The sequence below is a fragment of the Lactivibrio alcoholicus genome, assembly GCF_055390895.1.
On record NZ_AP042471.1, the window covers coordinates 445,851 to 463,156 of the forward strand.

A 17,306-nucleotide genomic window follows, 5' to 3' on the forward strand; every position below is an offset into this window, starting at 1 on the left:
TCATTCGGGGCGGTTCGCCCCGCTGATGAACCGGCTCACGGCGAACCAGCTGCACATCCATCCGAGCGTCATGCCGGTCCCGAGGAGAATGAGGTGGAACTTTATCAGGAAAGGCGTATTCCTGAGCAGGACAACAAAGGGAAGCGTCAATTTCAGGACGTTGACCGCATAGGCGTATCCCGCCGCAAGGACACCGTTCGCAACAGCGGCACCTATTGTACCAAGAAACAATCCCTGCAACACGAACGGGAATGCGATATACGTCCGTGTCGCTCCCACGAGAAGCATGACCCGGATCTCTTCGCTTCTCGAATAGAGCGCGATGCGGATCGTGTTGAAGATCACAAGGGAGCTGATGACGGCTCCCAGGAGCATGATCACCGCGGATACGCGCGTCGCGAGGACCGAGATCCGCGAAAGCTTGTCGGCAAGCTGGCCCGAATAGACGACTTCCTCGACCGAGGGCAATGCGACCAGATCCCGAACGAGCATTGAAACGAACGAAGCCTTCTCCACCTGAATCTCGAGTCCCCACGGGAGTGGATTCTCCCCGAGAAGCGTCACGGCTCGGGCCTGGTTGCCGAGCTTCGCGCGGAGTCGGTCGAGCGCTTCCTCGGGCGAGATCACGCGAACATCGCGAACGTACGATACCGAACGGATGCGTTTCGCGAGCGCCGTCGCGTCGCTTCCACCCTTGAGATACGCCTGGACGACGAGTTCTCCCTCGACGCGGCTGACCATGTGCCGGAGGTTCAGCGCAAACAGCGACGACAGGCCGAGCAGAAAGAGGACCGTGACCGTCGTCAGCAGCGTCAGGATGCTGAGACCCCAATGTCGTGTAATCAGCCTGAGCGTATCCCTGAAGATGTACCTAAAGCTCCCCATCGATCACGTACCGGCCTCTCTTCTCGTCCCGCTTCAGACGCCCGTCGTGAAGTTCGACGACACGCTGTCGATACGCGTCCACGAGATACTGATCGTGCGTGGCTACGACGACGGTCGTTCCGGCGGCGTTGATCGACAGAAGCAGCCGGATGATTTCTTCGGACGTGTGAAGGTCGAGGTTTCCCGTAGGTTCGTCCGCAAGAAAGATCGATGGGGAGTTCGCCATCGCGCGGGCGATCGCCACCCGCTGCCGTTCGCCGCCCGAGAGTTGCATCGGCTTGAGAAAGCGTCTGCGCCAGAGACCGACGAGGTCGATCACTTCGTTGACGCGCGTCTGGACAATCCTCGGGGGAACCCCCATCGCCTCGAGGACGAAGGCGACATTCTCGAATACCGTCAGGTCATTCAGGAGTTTGAAGTCCTGAAAAACGACGCCGAGGTTTCTCCGGTAATATGGAAGTTCGGAGGAACGGATCTTTCTGAGATTCCGGTTGCCTACGGAAATTTGTCCCCGCGTCGGGACGATTTCGCGCGTGATAAGCCTGAGCAGCGTCGTCTTCCCCGATCCGGTCGTTCCGATGAGGTAAACGAACTCTCCTTTTTCGACCGTCAGGAAGATATCCTCGAGAGCGACGATTTCAGGAGAGAATACCTTCGTGATCCCGGCGAGGCGGATTTCCACTTCCGGTCTCCGTCAAAAGGCGCCGGGACTGCGCCGCCTCAGCGTCCACGCCTGAAAGGCGGCGCTCACGATCCGTTCCGAGGTCAGCCCGTAATATTCCTGGAGTTCCTCGGGGGTTCCGCTCTGTCCGAAAAAATCCCTGACCGCAACAGACGAAACCGGAACCGGGTAGTGCTCGCACAAAAGATGCGACACGGCTTCACAGAGCCCCCCCTTCAGGAAGTGCTCCTCCGCCACGACGCAACATCCCGTCCTGTGCACGGAACTCAGGATGATTTCCGACGGCAGCGGAGAGATTGAATAGCAGTCGATCACTTCCGCGTTGATGTTCTGCTGCGAAAGTATTGTAGCAGCTTCCAGCGCTTCGCGGATCAGGATGCCGCAGGCACAGATCGTCACTCCGTCCCCTTCGCGCAGGATCCGGGCGCCGCCGATATGGAAATCCGTGTCGGAAGGATCGTAGACGAGCGGAAGAGGCATGCGCCCGAGCCTGACGTAGGCAGGTCCCTTCCACGCGTTCGCGGCGCATATCTGGGCCACTGCCGACGGATGATCCGAAGGACAGAGAACGGCCATTCCGGGCAACAGGCGCATCAGCGCAATGTCTTCGAGCATCTGGTGCGTCGCCCCGTCCTCTCCTACCGTAACCCCGCCATGCGTCCCGACGAGCCGGACGGGGAGCGACGGAATCGCGATCGCGTCCCTGATCTGTTCGTAGGCCCTTCCGACGAGAAACGACGCAAACGAAGCGGCGAAGACGGTTCGTTCGCACAGCGCGAGCCCCGCCGCGACGAGCACCATGTTCTGCTCCGATATTCCGAGGTTGAGATATCGTTCGGGAAATCGCGACGCGAAGACGGACGCCCTCGTCGAGGAGGCCGCGTCGGCATCGACCGCGACAAGCGATTCGACTCGTTCTCCCAGTTGAAGCAGAGCGGTCCCGTAGGCGTCTCTCGTGCTGATTCGCTCGGTCGTCATGAGATCGCTTCCTCTCCGGAAAGAGACACTTCGATGGTCCGTTCGACCGTTTCCAGTTCCCGGAGCGCCATTTCGACGCGCTGGCGGTTCAGCGCGTCTTTCCCGCGCAACGAGCCGTTCTCCAGAAACGAAACGCCGTGCCCCGGAACGGTTCTCGCGATGACGGCGCCCGGAAGCCCCGAGGCGTCGGTCTGCGCGAGAGCCCGTCCGAGACTCGCGAAGTCGTGTCCGTCGGCGTGGGCGACGCTCCAGCCGAAAGATTCCAGTTTCGCGTCCAGCGGTTCCAGCCCCATGATTTCCTCCGTCTCCCCCTCCATCTGAACCCCGTTTCTGTCGATTATGAGAAGGATCTTCGAAAGGGAAAAGTGATGCGCGGCCATCGCCGCCTCCCACATGGCCCCCTCCTGCATTTCTCCGTCTCCGGCGAGGCAGACGACACGATACGGAGCTTTGCCCAGACGCCCGGCGAGCGCCATGCCGACGGCGATTCCGAGCCCCATTCCGAGCGAGCCGGAAGACGCGTCGACGCCCGGCGTCCGCGTCGACGCGGGATGTCCCTGGAGCATCGCTCCCAGACGACGATAGCTCCACAACTCCTCCCGCCTGAAAAATCCCCTGTTCGCGAGCGTCGCATAAAGGGCAGGGCACCCGTGTCCCTTGCTCAGGACGAATCTGTCGCGCGACGGGGAGGAAACCTCTTCGGGCGAAACCCGAAGCACGTTCCAGTAGAGCCAGGTCATGATGTCGACGATCGAGAGGGACGAAACCAGGTGCCCCGAACGCGCGACGCCGATCATTCGCACGACGTCCTTGCGGACGTCGACGGCTCTCCGTTCGAGATTCAGTCGTTCACGGGCGCATTCGGGGAGTGTACTCACGACAGATTCCTCCAGGCATTCAGGAATGCGGAACGAACCGTGTCCCCAAGGGTTCGGAGGGTTTCGGGCATCGTTCCGGCTGAAAGGGAAACCGGTTCTTGCGGAAAACACGGCATTCCGGCAAAGCGCGCGAAAGCCCTCACCTTCGGATCGTAGGGAATCGCCGTGCACGGAATGCCGAACATCGCGGACAGGATGCAGAAGTGCAGTCTCATGCCGACCGCGGCACGGGCATTCCTCCAGAGGCTCTTCATTTCCACCGTTCCTGAAGGTCTGCGGATTTCCCCGAACTTCAGGATTCCCCCGCCATCCATCGACTGCAGAAGACTCTCGTCGGCGGGCGACATCGCCACACCGACGACGGGAATTCCGCTTTCGCGGGCGCAACGGGCGACCGCGGCGGCGGCGCGGCGATTCAGATCTCCGGGCCACGGACGAAGATTGACGAGAAGATACCCGTCGGCCTTCGCGCGGACGTCGCCGGACGGCATCAGCGAAAACACCGCGTCGGGCGACAGAACCCCGGGCACGCCCCAGCGATCGATGACATCGAGAGAGTCCGTGTCGCGAACGCCGCAAAACGCCATACTCCGGACGGCGCGGCGCGAGAGAAAGTTCCCCGTCTCCGTCCGGAACGGGCCGAGAGACTGTCCGAAGGCCCACGGAACGCAACGGGCTGCGCGGGAGGCGAATGCGGCGCCCGAATAGTAGATGACGGAACGAAGGCTCGTCGCATCCTGGAAGAGCCCTCCTCCCCCGAAGAGCAGCGTCGAGGAGAGGCGAAGATTCGACCAGAGCGATCCCGGAGCCCACCTGTCCGCTGCAGGAACGGAAAACGTCGCTCCTGTCCTTGCCGGATTCGATGAGAAGACGAGAACGCGTTCCCGCGAAACACCCGCGTCGAGCAGCAGGCCGAGAAACGCCTCGAGCAGCAACTCGTCTCCGAGGTTTCCGAATCCGTAATATCCCAAAAGAGCGACGTCGAACCGGCGTTTCACCCCACGATCGCACCTCTGACCCGCCCCCAGAGAGGGATGATGACGAGTCTGAAGAGGAAGAGAAGAGCGGTTCCCGCCAGGACGCCCGACCACCATCCGTTGAACTCCCTGAACAGGATGAAGGCAAGAGGCGTATGGAAGTGGCAGAAGCTGTTCACGACCGAGGAAAACGCGAGCGTCACCGCGAGCCTGAGAATTTCGCGATACCGTTGCCAGAGCCGTTCCTTCATGCACAGGCTGAGAAGGAAGAGAGCCGGATATCCAACGAACAGTTCCTTGTTTCTCGGACGCGCGACGAGAAACCTCTCGAGCATATCGCGGACGCGAACCTCGAAGTCCGGAACGAACTGGACATTGTCGCTCCGGAAGAGCATGAGCGCCGCGCCGAGCAGGAGAACTCCGAGGAGCATGAGCTCCCCCCAGACGGGAGGACGTCCGATGAGCGTCCCGAGCGATTCGGGGTGAATGCGATTCCTGAAGTCGTGGAGAATCACGACGAGGAGCGGAAGCATGAGCGTCAGTTTGACGCCCGAGAAGCTTCTGAGACGGAGCATGTATGTCGGTTCGCTGAAGAGCGCCGCGATGGCGAGGCCACCGACGATCGCGAACAAAAATCCCCTGAACGATCCGGCCACCGGACGTTCCCACCCGTCGAGCGCGACCAGAGAAGCCTCGGTCGCGACGAGCCCGGCCGTCAGCGCGCCGAGAAGCCGCGCGACGATCGCGATCTTCCACGAAAGGAGTGCGATGACGACGGCGAGTCCGCCTGCGATGACGGAAACGGTCCGCGAAACGAGCGATCCCGGGGCGACGGGATTCCCCTTCCACCGCGTCAGGAGCCTGACGGACACCGCGGCGAACGCGAAGGAGCACGCGAGGGATGCGACGATCCCGTTTCTCCACGGGCGTATCGGTTCCGGCCACCCGTTCCGGCCGAGGACGCGGACCGAGCGATCGGAGAGAGAGTCCGAAAGACTTTTGACCTCACGGGCGAACGTTTCGAGCACGGACGACGAATAGTTCATCGCGGAAGGACGGACGACCAGAAGGCGGACGGAGCGCTCCTTGACGGCGCGCACCATACGTTCCTCGAGAACCCGCCTCCCGATATTCCGCGAGAGAATCTCCTCGTTCGTCACGCTGTGCAGCGGAAGCAGATTCGGGTAGGCCTGCCACGAAAGCTGCGGAGCTCCGACCTGTCGCGAGAATTCGACCACGGCGAGCGTCCTCTTGGTCTTCGCGATCAGTTCGCCGAGCGATTTGAAGTCAGGATACCCGACGGCGATTTCGCCCGTCGGCGAAACGCACCGGATCACCGGATAATCGCGAAGGACGCCCGACAACGACTCGACGACCCCTGCCGCGTCGGAAGGCGGAGCCGGACAGATCCGGTACAGGACGGGAACGTTCCGTTCACTTGCAAACTCGAGCCCCTCGAAATCGGGAAGGACTCCCGACATCAGGAGCTGGTCCCAGCTTCGGGGAAGCATTCCGATCATGCCGCCCGCGAGTTCGGAAACGAGCGTCCCATGGAAGCGCGTCGAGAGGAACGCCATCGCCCGCGACGCATAGCTTTTTTTCCGGTCGACGAAGACGGCCGGGCCGTTCTCCGCCCTCGGGGCCGACGCGGGTTTCAGGGGCTTCCTGATATCCGGGGGGAGCGCGAACGACGGAGCGAATACGACGGGCATCGCTCCGCCGGACAACTCCTGTCCCGTCTTTTCCGATACCATGAGGCCCGAGACGCCGTTCTTCAGGAGAAGATCGAGGACATCTCCCTTCGAAATCCCGCTCATCGAAGACAGTCCCGCGATATCCACATAATCCGCAATGATCGCGACATCGCGGTATCTGACTTCCGATCTCCACCGCGGCCACAGCGCGATCAGCGAAAAGAGAAACGCGAGCGCCATGAGAACCCCGGAGCCTCCGATGGACAGGTGCGGTCTCAGGGAACGAATGATCCGTTTCATGCGTGAACCCTCCATTGATCTCTCACCGGAATTCCGAATCCTTCCAGAAGACGACCGATCCGGGACAGCGGAAGTCCGACGATGTTGAAGTAGCATCCGCGTATCGATTCGACGAGAAGGGATCCCAGCCCCTGGATCGCATACGCCCCGGCCTTGTCCCTTCCCTCTCCGCTTCCGGCGTATGCCCTGAGATCCCCGTCACAGAGACGCCGGAACGTAACCTCGGACGTAACGACATCGCTCGCGACTCGCCCCTTCAGGAACACCGCGATCCCCGAATGGACCCGGTGCGTCCTCCCGTTCAGAAGCGAAATCATCCTGTACGAATCCCCGGGATCCGCCGGCTTCCCGAGAACCGTTCCGTCGATGTCGACGACCGTATCCGCCGCGATGACAAGCGCTTCCGGGTTCTCCTCCGCAACCACGGTCCCCTTGGCGACGGCGAGGCGCTCACAGAGGGATTCCGGCGACTCACCGGGAAGGGGGGCCTCCGGAACGTCGGGAACCCGAACAGAGAAGGTCCACCCGAGAGATTCGAGAAGCTCCCTGCGCCGCGGACTGCCCGAGGCGAGGATCACCCTCACCGGGAAAGCCACAGGCCGACCACTCCGCCGACGATCGTTCCGAGGTTGCATCGGAAACCGAACTTCACTCCGAACGTGACGACTCCGAGGTCGACATCCTGAAGGTTGAACCCGACAGAGAGGATGTCGCGCATGAACGGAGCCGTCGTCTGGAATCGCTGGAGATAAAGGCCGAGCAGCGTTCCGACGAGGATCGAAACGATGACATACCACCACCGCGAATGCGACGAAGGCATCGTCGTCACCCCGCAAGCGAGGCGCCGAGCGCCAGTGCGCCGAGACACGCGCAGTAGATCGAGAAGACCCGCAGCCTGCCGCCCGTGACGAAACGTCTCAGGAGACCGAGGGCTGCGTACCCTGACAGGAACGCGACGAGCGCCCCCCAGTACCAGCCTTCGGGCAAGCCTGCCGAAGACAGGCCATGCCTGAACTCGAGAACAACGGCTCCGGCGATCGCGGGAAGCGAGAGCAGAAAGGAAAAACGAAACGATTCGTCCCTGTCGAGCCCGCTTCGCAGTCCCGCCGCCAGAGTGGCTCCGGAACGGGATATGCCCGGAAGGACCGCGATCCCCTGGGCGAGCCCGACAATCAGACCGCAGCGGAGCGTCATCCGGGACGTTCCGTCCCGCGACGCTCCGGAGAGAAAAAGGAGAGTCGCCGTTACGCACAAGCCGGCTCCGACCAGAGTCGGAGAGGAGAGCGCGCGTTCCACGAGCGGCTTCAGGGGAAGGCCGACTATCGCGGTTACGACCGTTCCGGCAACGACCGCCCATCCGATCCTCCACCCAGGCGTCGCACGTCCCGAACTCTTCGCGAAGCCTGAGCAGAACTCACGCGAAAGGACGAGAATATCCCTCCGGAAGTACACGATCGTGGCGAGCATCGTCGCGACGTGCAGGACGACATCGAACGCGAGCGGAGCCTCGCCGTACCCGAGGAACATCTGGAGAAGCGCGAGGTGCCCCGAGCTGCTGACCGGAAGGAATTCGGTCACCCCCTGCAGAAGTCCGAGGAGCAACGATCCGGTCATCTCCGCCGCCTCCCCCTGATGAAGACGGGTTCGGAACCTTCGTCGCGCGGAGACGAAACCATGGCCATGATCACGGGACGCGAACGACTGTACCTGCGAATGACGTCGCGAACCTTCATCTTCACCTTCTGGCTCAGGGCGTCACTCTGAAGCCCACCGAGCGCCCGCATTTCGGCGACGCCCTGACGGACGGCGGCAACGATCTCCGACCGCAGCGTCTCCGCATCCTCCATATGCAGGAAACCGCGGCTTTCCACGACGGGATCGGCCACGAGCGCCCCGCTTTCGTCGAGCGTCGCGGAGAGGGCGATGACGCCGTCTTCCGCAAGTTCTCGGCGCTCCTTCAGGATACTGCCCTCGAGTTCTCCGAACGCGATGCCATCGACGAGGATCCCGCCTGCCTGGACCCGGTCCCTGACCTGCGCCTTTTTCTCCGTGATGGTCAGAACATCGCCGATATGCATCACGAACGTGTTGCGCGCGGGGACGCCGACCTCTTCCGCGAGCTGTGCGTGTCGCACGAGATGGCGATACTCCCCGTGAATCGGAACGAAATACTTCGGGCGGACGAGGTTGAGCATGAGTTTGAGCTCCTCTCGGGAGGCGTGGCCCGAAACGTGAACCTCCTTGTCGCTCTCGTACATCACTTCGCATCCACGGGCAAAGAGCCGATTGATCGTGCTGCTGACCAGTTTCTCGTTTCCCGGGATCGGCGTCGCGAACAGCGCCACGAGATCCCGTTCCCCGAGCGAGATCTGCCTGTGCTCCCCCTTGCTCATGAGCACGAGCCCCGAGAACGGCTCACCCTGACTCCCCGTCGTCATGACAACGAGCTGATTCGGCGCGGTCCGTTCGATCTCCTCCATGGGAACGATCATCTTCGGGTCGATATCGAGATACTCGAGCTCCTGCGCCAATTCGACGTTTCCGGTCATGCTTCTGCCGATGAACGCGATCTTCCGGTTGAACCGGGACGCGACGTCGGCGACCTGCTGGACCCGGTGGAGATTGCTCGCGAACGTCGCGATGACGATCCGTCGGTTCCTGTGAAGCCTGAAGATCCGCTCGAGCGTCCCCCCCAAGACTCTCTCCGATGGCGTGAACCCCTTGCGCTCGACATTCGTGGAGTCGGAGAGCATGAGAAGAACCCCCTCGCGTCCAATGTCCGCGAACATCCCGTAATCCGTGAGGCGTCCGTCGATCGGAGTCGGGTCGAGCTTGAAATCTCCGGTATGGACGACGGTTCCGAGCGGCGTCTTCACGGCGATCCCGACTCCGTCGGGAATCGAGTGACAGACAGCCATGAACCTGATGAAGAAGTTCCCGAGCGTGATCGAATCGCCCGCCCGGACCTCGTTCGCCTTCACGACATAGGACGGAGCGGCCTCCCTGAGCTTGTGTTCGATCATCGCGAGCGTCAGTTTCGTCGCGTATATCGGGATATCGAGCTTCGGAAGCACGAACGCGAGCGCCCCCGTATGGTCCTCGTGGCCGTGGGTGATGATCGCCCCGACGATCCGCGACTTGTTCTCGGCGAGATAGGAGATATCCGGGATGACGAAGTCGATTCCGAGCATCTCCTCGTCGGGGAACTTCAATCCGGAGTCGATCACGAGGATCTCGTCTCCGTACTCGATGAGGTACATATTTTTGCCGATTTCTCCCAACCCGCCGAGAGAGATGAACCGAAGGGACTCCTGAGCGTTTTTCCTGTGGGATCCCGAACTTTTTTCCTTCGAACCGTCTGAATTACGCACGTACACACCATCCTTCGGACGAAACGTTCTTCCGCCCCGAACCGTGATTATACAACGACGCCCGCACATCGACAAAAACGCCGCGACAGATCGGAACTCCATATCCGACGGCGCGCCAGATCGGTTGTTGCCTGGGAAAAGAATGTCTGTTAGAATTCCATATCACAATGCGGACAGCCCAGAGCAGGGAGGCGGCATCGTGGCACGAACAGGAATCGAAAACGACACTGTAATGACGAAAACAGGATACGACAGGCTCACGGCGGAGCTGATCGAACTGCGAAGCAACGGACGATCGGAGATTTCCCGCCAGCTTGAGGAGGCGCGTTCGTTCGGCGACGTCAGTGAAAACGCGGAATACGCCGCCGCGAAGGACGAACAGGCAAAGCTCGAAAGCCGGATTCTCTGGCTTGAATCGCAGCTCAGCAAAGCGAAGATCCTCGATACGACGAACATCGACGCCAGCAGGGTAACCGTCGGAACAACCGTCACGATCGAAGACGCCACGAACAGGGAGATCTTTGTCTACACGCTTGTCGGATCCGAGGAAGCCGACCCGAGGAACAAGAAGATTTCCGTCCAGAGCCCCGTCGGTCAGGCGCTCATCAACAGGACTGTCGGGGATGAAGTCCAGGTGAAAGTCCCCCGCGGCGTCCGGTACCTCCGGGTTCGCGACATCACCGTCATGTAGCCGGTTGCTTCGGCTGTTTTTCCGATCTGTCGGAGGGACGCGCCTTTATTCGTCGTCTCTTTTGGGCGCGTCCTTCGGCGGGTCGAACGGGTCGTTCAGATTCTTGCTCCCGAACGAGACCGGTTTTTCCGGAAACGCGAGCACCGTGAGCTTGAGCCCCATCCAGTCGTCGTCGCCCTTCCGGTCGTCGCGATAGACGAACTCCCACTGCATGCAACAGTCGTTGTTATAGGTCAGACGGTACACCAGTTCCCCCATAGTTGAATTCTCGAGGTCATACCCGCCGCGAACCGAAAAAGACCACGCGGGAGAAATCGACACCCCGACAAGCTGGTGGATTTCTTCGCGCTCTTCGTACGAATCCCAGTTCATCGGAGACTCTCCGCTCACCCATCTGCGGACATAGGCCGTTCCGAACTTCACCGATCCGCGCCCATAGCGGACCCCAAGCGTCGCCTCGCCGATCTTCTGCGTCGAATCCGGATCGTCGTACCGGTAATACCAGTAGGATCCGCTCCAGAAGGCGCGAACGGCTCCCTCGGACTCCCCGTACAGCTCCACTCCGGCACCCTTCCTGTCGGCGCGGACGGTCGTTCCGCCCGAAATCTCCTCGTAGCGGCCGGCAGTAGCCCGAAGGCGCCACCACGAATAATCGAGCGCCGAATCCCGCCACCATGGTCCCGTCACCGAAAATTCGGGATCCCTCCAGAGAACGCTCTTGTACGTGATGCCGACACCCTTTTCGACCTCGACGGCCTCCCGCTGCGACCACATGAGCTTCGCCGTCCATTCTCCGGAACGCGTATAGATCCCCCACGTCGGACGGTACGTCTTCTCCCCCGTCGTCTCCTCCCAGGTGTAGGAGGTCGACGCGAACAACGTCAGCGTATCGCCGACATTCTGTTCGAGGGCGACCTTCCATTCCGCGTCGATCTTCTCCCAATACACGGCGTCGATCGTCACCTTGCCCGTATCCCAGGCGATCGGCCCCGAGATGCCGAGACCGAGCCCCTTGTCTGACGTTCGTTCGACGAGCGGCATGAATGTCGTTTCGAGCGCCCGTTCCCTCCGGTCGAGGCGGACGATATAGTCGAACGGGTACGAAAAAAGAAGGAGATCCCCGATGTAGATCCGCGGATTCTTCGCGATGACCTTCTTTCCCGGAACTATGGTGACCCTGCGCGTGACGAGCCTGTAGTGCGGATGGTCCAGAGGACACGTCGAAAACGAAGCCCTTTCCCATTTCCCGACGGGCTGACCGTCCTTGATCGCCGATGCGGCCGCCTCTCTCGAAACCCACCCCTTCTGGATGGCTATTTCGGGCGGAGCCACCTCGACATTCTCGCCGCGGATGAACACCGCACCCTCTCCGGCGGGAGAATACGCCGTCGCGTTCGTGAGAACCCCCTCTCGCGTCCGGAGGTTGTAGCGAAGCTGGTCACCCTCGAGCGTCCGCCCCTGCGAGACGATGATGACCTTTTTCCCTGGGAGCGACTTCGCGGTGACGACGTTCGTCGTCGCATCGACATCGACATGCTCGGCGTTGATGCGTATGGCGCCGTACCGGAGGAGAACTCCTCCTTCGGCGCTCGCGGTCCCTCCCGCCTCGTCGAACGTAACTTTCTCCGCGTCGAGAGTGACTTCGGTTCCCTGTTCAGGGAATCCGTCGGCACTCACGGACATCGCCGAAAATAAAACAACAACATGGAGACATATAGCAAAAAGAAGGAACCGGAACCGACGCCGGTCCGGACGCCCCGATTCGTTCCAGCATCCGGTCTCCTTCAGCGAAATATGCATTCTTCGTCGTTCCACGTCAATACGGCTCCTCCCTCGATCCGGAACTCTCCGTCAATCGACGCCCTCGCGGTTTGCCCGCGCAGTGTCCCACCGGGAGAGAAAACCAGAAGTCCCTCGGGAAACACGATTTCCCTCGATCCGTTTGTCCACAGAGCCCGTTTCGCCTCGAAGCGGACCTCCGGCTCGCCTGCGGCCGAATCTCCGGAAGCCGTATCGCCCGATACGGCGGCATACCAGATAACACCACTGATGCGCTCGATGACGGCGCGCTCCCGCGCTTCCTCGTACCCCGCCTCCGGGGCGGAAAAACGTATCCGCCGTCCTTCGGGCCATTCGCCGGTCATATCGATGGATGTAAGCGTCACGCCCGACTCCCCGCGTTCCGCCCTCGCGATCGATCCCTTCCAGAGGACACCCGCGAACTCCCTGTCGACCCCGATATTCTCGACCACCATCGCGGGAATGTGCGCAAGGCCCTTCCGCACCATGGTGGTCTGGAGCGACAAATCGTGGACGAGGCCATGGATATACAGCCCCGCAGCGGCGGCGACGGCCGCGGCTATTCCCCATCTGGTGATTCTACCAGACAACACTCCAGCTGTGCCCTTCCTGCGCCAATGTCACGACGCGGCTCACGAGAGTTCTCATCAGGATGAACTTCTGCGACGCAATCACCTTGGCCCTGTTCCCGTCGAGCCATTTGATCTTGTACCCGTCCTTGAGCGCCCACCGCATCGGCGTGTCGATCGTGTCGCGTTTCAATGCCTGAACGGACACCGTCTTCGCCGACGGTTCGGAAAGAAGAGAATGCATTTTCCCGGCGTCGCCCGCGATCCATTCGGAGAGAAACGCCTCGAGCGCCTTTTCCTTCGACCGATAGACGTTCTTCGTATCCTTCTTTCGCGTTTCCGGCGAAGAGGGATCCTGCGGTGCGACATCTCCCGAAGCGAGCTTTTTCGAGTCAGGCCGGAACGCCGCCAATGCGACATCATCGGACCCGACCAGGGCCGGAACCGGCGTCGCTGACGGTTCGGGAAGCGGAGGCGTCGGAGGCACGGGAGGCAACGGACGTTCAGGGCGCTCCGGCACGACCGGGGCTTTCTTCTCCGATTTCGGGGCGGGGGGCAGCGAAACGACGATTCCTTCGCGGTTCCCTCCCGTCACAGTCCCCTTTCCCTTTCCAGGCGACTTCGCCGCAATGGAAGGCTCGGTATCCTTCGGCCCCGGACCTTCTTCCGGAACGATTCCGGGGCCTTCGGTTTGAACGGCAGAGACGCCGAAGGCGAACTCCTGTTCCCGGCGGATTCCAAGCCCCCTGACCGTCACGACGAAGCGTTTGTCCGGCTGCTTGGGAAAGAAGACGAGTCCCTGGACTACTCCCGAAAGAGGTTCGTCGAACTTTTTCTCGTAGGAGACCGGAGCAACCGACCTTCCGTCGGGAAGCGACAGAAGCACGGAGGACGAAAGCGGAGCGAGCGCGAGGGGTTTTGGCCCGAACGCATAGACCGTCAGCAGAAACGGCTCGGTTTCCGCGATACGGAGTTCTTTGACGAACGATCGCCGATAATTGTCTTTTTCCTCCTGCGACATCCCGGATCGCGACGCCTCAGCCTCGACCCACGGGGTCACGAGTTCTTCCGGATAGTGCACCACCCACACGATGCAGTCCCGTCCCCAGTGAAAGGTGGTCCACCGTTCGAGGATCGACGTCGCCTCCTCGACGGGGGAGGTATCGGCGCACGCGCACATCGGCGGAAGCGTCGCAAGGAGAAAGAAGAGGCAGCACGCTCCTCCCCTCCGGAAAAGGGTCGGAATCATGCGAAAATGCCTCGGGATATCGCCTTTTTCAGGCATTCCGGCATCAGAGCTTATAGTCGATGACGGCCGAGACGCCCACGCCCTGGACGCGACGGAACCGCTGCAGCGGATTGAGGGAGTCGATCGGAACGAGAATCTTCACCCGCATCCGGCCCATGAAGGTCACTTCGATCTGCGCGACTGCCTGACACTGGTCCACGGTTCCCTTCGGCCCCGCAACCTGCGCGGCTCCGATACGCGTTCCGGAGCCCAGCGACACGATCGGAACGACCTTGGTCTTTCCCTGGACCTTGGCACCCTTATTCAGCGTAATCGTGTTGATGAAATCGTCGAGCGGTCCGGATACCTTTTCGACGAGAAAACCGCCCCCAACGACGCCGATAAGGTCGCCGAGGTCGAAGGCGAACGCCGTTCCCGCAAACAGACCCAGAATGCACAGTGTCGTCGCGACGCGTTTTTTCCAGAGCATATTCGCGTTCCTCGCTTTCCTGCTACGAAATCATTTCGATCCGTCCCGTTCGGGACCTTTCGTTTCGCGTTCGACGGGCGTCGGCTCGGCGTCCGCCGATAACGGGGCATTTTCGTCGCGATCCCGGACGACGCTCGCGAGTCCGGCCGGGATCGGATACCCGGAAGCGCGTGCCGTATCGACCGTCTGGACGTAAATCGGAGTTCCTTCCGGGATCTCTTTCGCGTCTCCGCGGACGAGGAATCCGCCGGCGAGGCCGAGAGGACCGAGAAGGATCGCCCCGAGGAAGCTCGTACCGGCCGCCGCGATCTGCGCGGACTCGGCCTGCGAGGCTTTTTTCGCGGCATCTCCGATCGTGACCGGGATCTCCTCGGGGCCCAGAGGCAGGAGTTTCTCCATGACGACCTTCACCTCGGCGGCCCTGCCGAAACTTCGGGGCTTCGAGACTTCCGTCACCTTGCCGACGATGCGGGATCCTCGCCCCGCGACAAGGTGGGAATCAACGACGACATCCTGCCGGAGCGTCAGAAGGACCTCGTCGCCGACCTTCGACGTCGACGGCGAGAGCGTCCGGGCGAGCTCCGATCTCAGGACAAGGGCAGCCGGGACCTCGACGTCCTTCCACTGGACCGCTTCTGAAAGCAGCAGCGAGAGAATCCGTTCAAGACGCATCGACATGGGCTTGTCCTGCATCGACGCTCCCTCGAGCTGCATTTCGAGCGCGTCTATCCGCTGCGCAACGGCGTCCCCTGCCCGTATGCGCTGCGAAAGCGCCCACTCGGCGACGCCGAGCTTGAAAAGAAGCGCCGGCTGCTCGGCGTTGCCCTTCTCGAGAAACGAGACAAGCGCCGTCTGTCGGTCGGAGATACTCCCGGGGAGTCCCCTTCCGAAGAGATCCTTCTCGATTCCGTTCAGGCGATCGATCAACCCGCCGCCCTTGACGTCCCCATAGACGATCTTCTCGGCCCGCGCCAGAATCTGGAACGTGGACGGTCCTTCCGCCGCTCCCGCGATGGCTCCGGCACCTAAAACGTAAACGAGGACAAGAAGCGCCAGAGAAATGAGTCTGCAGCGGCACGGCAGCAGAAATCCTGCTAAAAATCGAACTCTGCGGTTCATTCTTCCACCTCCCCTTTCCTTTTCAGTCATGGATATCATTCTTCTCCCCGGGTCCTGTCCGCAGCCGCACCGACGAACCCCACGAAAAGCGGATGCGGTTTCACGGGACGGGAACGGAACTCGGGATGGAACTGCACTCCGACGAACCACGGATGCTCGGGAAGTTCGATGATCTCGACGAGATTCTTTGCGGAATACACGCCGGACACGACCATCCCGGCTGCTTCGAGCCGCTTCCGGTACCCGTTGTTGAACTCGAAGCGGTGGCGGTGCCGCTCCTCGACGCGGGATGCCCCGTAGGAGAGCGCCGCCAGGGTATTCGGAACGAGGTCGCACGGATAGACGCCGAGACGCATCGTCCCACCCATGTCAGAAACTGAACGTTGTTCTTCCATGAGGTGAATGATCGGATTTACGGCTCCGGGATCGATCTCCGAGCTGTGGGCTCCCGTGAGCGAACACACGTTCCGGGCGAACTCGACGACCGCAACCTGCATACCGAGACAGAGGCCGAAATACGGGATCCGCTGCTCCCTGGCATACCGCGCCGCGAGAACCTTGCCTTCGAATCCGCGAGCTCCGAATCCGCCCGGAACGACGATCCCCGAAACTCCGGAAAGGACCGTATCCGCCCCTTTCTCCTCGATTTCCTCCGCTTCGACGGAACGGATCGAAACCCGGACGTCGTGCCGGACACCGGCGTGGTACAGCGCCTCGACGACGCTCAGATACGCGTCCTTGTGGTTGACATACTTGCCGACGAGAGCGATTTCGATTTCCCCGGACGGATGACAGTACCGGTCAACAACCCGCTCCCAGTCGGACAGATCGGGTTCCGTCACGGCTTCCAGTCCGAGGCGCTTCAGCACGAGAGTATCGAGCTTCTGCGCGTGGAGACTCAGCGGAACGCTGTAGATCGTCGGCTCGTCGAGCGCCTGGATGACGGCTTCCTTCGGAACGTTGCAGAACAGCGCGATCTTGTCGCGCATTTCATCGCAGACCTCGTAATGCGATCTGCAGACGATGATGTCGGGAAGGATGCCGATCCTCCTGAGTTCCTGGACGCTGTGCTGCGTCGGTTTCGTCTTGAGTTCCTTCGCCGCCTCCAGGTAAGGGACGAGCGTCACGTGGCAGTAGAGGACATTCTCGCGACCGACACGGGTCGCCATCTGACGGATAGCCTCGAGAAACGGCTGTCCCTCGATGTCTCCGACGGTGCCGCCGATCTCGGCGATCACGACGTCCATCTTGTCCGCGGTTCGCAGGATACGCTCCTGGATTTCGTTCGTGATGTGGGGAATGACCTGGACGGTACCGCCGAGGTAGATGCCTCTCCGCTCCTTGGAAATGACCGAAGAGTAGATCTTGCCCGTCGTGACGTTGTTGTCGGATGAAAGCGACTCGTCGATGAAGCGTTCGTAATGTCCGAGATCGAGATCGGTCTCGGCTCCATCGTTCGTGACGAAAACCTCTCCGTGCTGGAAGGGATTCATCGTCCCTGCATCGACGTTGATGTAGGGATCGAGTTTGATGATCGAAACGCGCAACCCGCGCTTTTTCAGAAGCACTCCCAGCGAAGCGGCCGTAATGCCCTTTCCGAGGGAAGAAACCACACCGCCCGTAACGAACACGAACTTTGCCATC

Annotated in this window: 17 protein-coding genes; 1 reads left to right on the forward strand and 16 read right to left on the reverse strand. The window is 61.3% G+C overall.

Annotated elements, in window-relative coordinates; translation table 11 throughout:
• Genes ACZ5IU_RS02245 through ACZ5IU_RS02290 form a run of 10 tightly spaced genes read right to left on the reverse strand, consistent with a single transcriptional unit; the run spans window position 1 to window position 9,765 of the window.
• Complete coding sequence (locus ACZ5IU_RS02245) at window positions 1-885, reverse strand: cell division protein FtsX (protein WP_464420091.1); 885 nt, start codon at window positions 883-885, stop codon at window positions 1-3.
• A complete protein-coding gene (locus ACZ5IU_RS02250) occupies window positions 872-1,567 on the reverse strand; it encodes a cell division ATP-binding protein FtsE (RefSeq protein WP_464420093.1) in 696 nt (231 codons plus the stop codon). Before ACZ5IU_RS02250 ends, ACZ5IU_RS02245 begins: the two co-directional genes overlap by 14 nt.
• A gap of 12 nt (window positions 1,568-1,579) precedes the next feature.
• Window positions 1,580-2,545: a transketolase family protein gene (locus tag ACZ5IU_RS02255; RefSeq protein ID WP_464420095.1), complete on the reverse strand. Its 966-nt coding sequence runs from the start codon at window positions 2,543-2,545 to the stop codon at window positions 1,580-1,582.
• Complete coding sequence (locus tag ACZ5IU_RS02260) at window positions 2,542-3,423, reverse strand: transketolase (protein WP_464420097.1); 882 nt, start codon at window positions 3,421-3,423, stop codon at window positions 2,542-2,544. Before ACZ5IU_RS02260 ends, ACZ5IU_RS02255 begins: the two co-directional genes overlap by 4 nt.
• Window positions 3,420-4,421, reverse strand: a complete 1,002-nt coding sequence (gene csaB, locus ACZ5IU_RS02265) for a polysaccharide pyruvyl transferase CsaB (RefSeq protein WP_464420099.1) — start codon at window positions 4,419-4,421, stop codon at window positions 3,420-3,422. The genes ACZ5IU_RS02260 and csaB overlap by 4 nt, the downstream gene beginning before the upstream one ends.
• Window positions 4,418-6,394, reverse strand: a complete 1,977-nt coding sequence (locus tag ACZ5IU_RS02270) for a DUF5693 family protein (protein WP_464420101.1) — start codon at window positions 6,392-6,394, stop codon at window positions 4,418-4,420. The genes csaB and ACZ5IU_RS02270 overlap by 4 nt, the downstream gene beginning before the upstream one ends.
• A complete protein-coding gene (locus tag ACZ5IU_RS02275) occupies window positions 6,391-6,990 on the reverse strand; it encodes a Maf family protein (protein ID WP_464420103.1) in 600 nt (199 codons plus the stop codon). The genes ACZ5IU_RS02270 and ACZ5IU_RS02275 overlap by 4 nt, the downstream gene beginning before the upstream one ends.
• A complete protein-coding gene (locus ACZ5IU_RS02280; protein ID WP_464420105.1) occupies window positions 6,975-7,214 on the reverse strand; it encodes a DUF4321 domain-containing protein in 240 nt (79 codons plus the stop codon). The genes ACZ5IU_RS02275 and ACZ5IU_RS02280 overlap by 16 nt, the downstream gene beginning before the upstream one ends.
• A gap of 5 nt (window positions 7,215-7,219) precedes the next feature.
• Complete coding sequence (locus tag ACZ5IU_RS02285; RefSeq protein WP_464420107.1) at window positions 7,220-8,008, reverse strand: undecaprenyl-diphosphate phosphatase; 789 nt, start codon at window positions 8,006-8,008, stop codon at window positions 7,220-7,222.
• Window positions 8,005-9,765, reverse strand: a complete 1,761-nt coding sequence (locus tag ACZ5IU_RS02290; protein WP_464420109.1) for a ribonuclease J — start codon at window positions 9,763-9,765, stop codon at window positions 8,005-8,007. Before ACZ5IU_RS02290 ends, ACZ5IU_RS02285 begins: the two co-directional genes overlap by 4 nt.
• 199 nt (window positions 9,766-9,964) lie before the next feature.
• On the opposite strand from ACZ5IU_RS02290, the gene greA reads away from it, so the two are divergent.
• A complete protein-coding gene (gene greA / locus ACZ5IU_RS02295) occupies window positions 9,965-10,456 on the forward strand; it encodes a transcription elongation factor GreA (protein WP_464420111.1) in 492 nt (163 codons plus the stop codon).
• 45 nt (window positions 10,457-10,501) lie between these two features.
• On the opposite strand, the gene ACZ5IU_RS02300 is transcribed toward greA, so the two are convergent.
• Genes ACZ5IU_RS02300 through ACZ5IU_RS02325 form a run of 6 tightly spaced genes read right to left on the reverse strand, consistent with a single transcriptional unit; the run spans window position 10,502 to window position 17,305 of the window.
• On the reverse strand, window positions 10,502-12,271 hold the full coding sequence (locus ACZ5IU_RS02300) for an LPS-assembly protein LptD (protein ID WP_464420113.1): 1,770 nt from the start codon (window positions 12,269-12,271) through the stop codon (window positions 10,502-10,504).
• Window positions 12,241-12,849 carry a hypothetical protein gene (locus ACZ5IU_RS02305; protein WP_464420115.1) on the reverse strand — a complete coding sequence of 203 codons (609 nt, stop codon included), beginning with the start codon at window positions 12,847-12,849 and terminating at the stop codon, window positions 12,241-12,243. Before ACZ5IU_RS02305 ends, ACZ5IU_RS02300 begins: the two co-directional genes overlap by 31 nt.
• Window positions 12,836-14,074, reverse strand: a complete 1,239-nt coding sequence (locus tag ACZ5IU_RS02310; RefSeq protein WP_464420117.1) for a hypothetical protein — start codon at window positions 14,072-14,074, stop codon at window positions 12,836-12,838. Before ACZ5IU_RS02310 ends, ACZ5IU_RS02305 begins: the two co-directional genes overlap by 14 nt.
• Window positions 14,075-14,117: 43 nt before the next feature.
• The gene (locus ACZ5IU_RS02315) at window positions 14,118-14,543 is read right to left on the reverse strand and encodes a hypothetical protein (RefSeq protein ID WP_464420119.1); all 426 of its coding nucleotides are present in this window, start codon (window positions 14,541-14,543) and stop codon (window positions 14,118-14,120) included.
• Window positions 14,544-14,573: 30 nt separating this feature from the next.
• Window positions 14,574-15,662 (reverse strand): hypothetical protein, encoded by a 1,089-nt coding sequence (locus tag ACZ5IU_RS02320; RefSeq protein WP_464420121.1) that lies wholly within the window; start codon window positions 15,660-15,662, stop codon window positions 14,574-14,576.
• Between the two features lie 35 nt (window positions 15,663-15,697).
• The gene (locus tag ACZ5IU_RS02325; protein WP_464420123.1) at window positions 15,698-17,305 is read right to left on the reverse strand and encodes a CTP synthase; all 1,608 of its coding nucleotides are present in this window, start codon (window positions 17,303-17,305) and stop codon (window positions 15,698-15,700) included.
• Window position 17,306 lies beyond the last annotated feature (1 nt).